Below are 1,446 nucleotides of genomic sequence, written 5' to 3'. Positions count from 1 at the left end.
TACCCAATCGTAGTGACTTTAGGTAGTAATCCTAACTATGACGTTACTGCTGTAAATGGTACTTTGACTGTAACTCCAAAAGCTATTGATGTTCTCGTTACTGCTGATGATAAAACGAAAGTATACGGTGATCTTAATCCTGCTTTAACAGCTGTGGTGACTGGTGCTGTAAACGGAGATACGATTAACTACACTCTTGCAACTTCTGCTACGCAGTTCTCTAACGTAGGTGCTTATCCAATCGTAGTTACTTTAGGTACTAATCCTAACTATGACGTTACTGCTGTAAACGGAACTTTGACAGTTACGCCTAAAGCTATTGATGTAGTCGTTACTGCTGATGATAAAACAAAAGTTTACGGTGATCTTAACCCTGCTCTAACAGCTGTGGTGACTGGTGCTGTAAACGGAGATACGATTAACTATACTCTTGCAACTTCTGCTACGCAGTTCTCTAACGTAGGTGCTTACCCAATCGTAGTGACTTTAGGTAGTAATCCTAACTATGACGTTACTGCTGTAAACGGAACTTTGACTGTTACGCCTAAAGCTATTGATGTAGTCGTTACTGCTGATGATAAAACGAAAGTTTACGGTGATCTTAACCCTGCTCTAACAGCCGTGGTGACTGGTGCTGTAAACGGAGATACGATTAACTACACTCTTGCAACTTCTGCTACACAGTTCTCTAACGTAGGTTCTTACCCAATCGTGGTGACTTTAGGTAGTAATCCTAACTATAACATTACTGCTGTAAACGGAACTTTGACAGTAACTCCAAAACAAGTAGATGTTCTAGTTACTGCTGATGATAAAACAAAAGTATACGGTGATCTTAACCCTGCTTTAACTGCCGTGGTGACTGGTGCTGTAAACGGAGATACGATTAACTATACCCTTGCAACTTCTGCTACGCAGTTCTCTAACGTAGGTGCTTACCCAATCGTAGTGACTTTAGGTAGTAATCCTAACTATGACGTTACTGCTGTAAATGGTACTTTGACAGTTACGCCTAAAGCTATTGATGTAGTCGTTACTGCTGATGATAAAACAAAAGTTTACGGTGAGGCTAACCCTGCTTTAACAGCCGTGGTGACTGGTGCTGTAAATGGAGATACGATTAACTATACCCTAGCAACTTCTGCTACGCAGTTCTCTAACGTAGGTACTTACCCTATCGTAGTGACTTTAGGTAGTAATCCTAACTATGACGTTACTGCTGTAAACGGAACTTTAACAGTTACGCCTAAAGCTATTGATGTAGTCGTTACTGCTGATGATAAAACAAAAGTTTACGGTGATCTTAACCCTGCTCTTACAGCTGTGGTGACTGGTGCTGTAAACGGAGATACGATTAACTATACCCTTGCAACTTCTGCTACGCAGTTCTCTAACGTAGGTGCTTACCCAATCGTAGTGACTTTAGGTAGTAATCCTAACTATGAC

1 protein-coding gene is annotated in these 1,446 nt (G+C 41.0%); it reads left to right on the top strand.

Translation table 11 applies throughout. The features are described 5' to 3' along the window. The coding region (locus G9Q29_RS14800) for an MBG domain-containing protein (RefSeq protein WP_225872954.1) at positions 1-1,446 on the top strand (1,446 nt) is incomplete at both ends.

The organism is Flavobacterium turcicum, from assembly GCF_011365745.1.
GTDB classification, from domain to species: domain Bacteria; phylum Bacteroidota; class Bacteroidia; order Flavobacteriales; family Flavobacteriaceae; genus Flavobacterium; species Flavobacterium turcicum.
The sequence above is the reverse complement of the archived record's forward strand: the minus strand, read 5'-3'. Positions and strand labels throughout refer to the sequence as shown.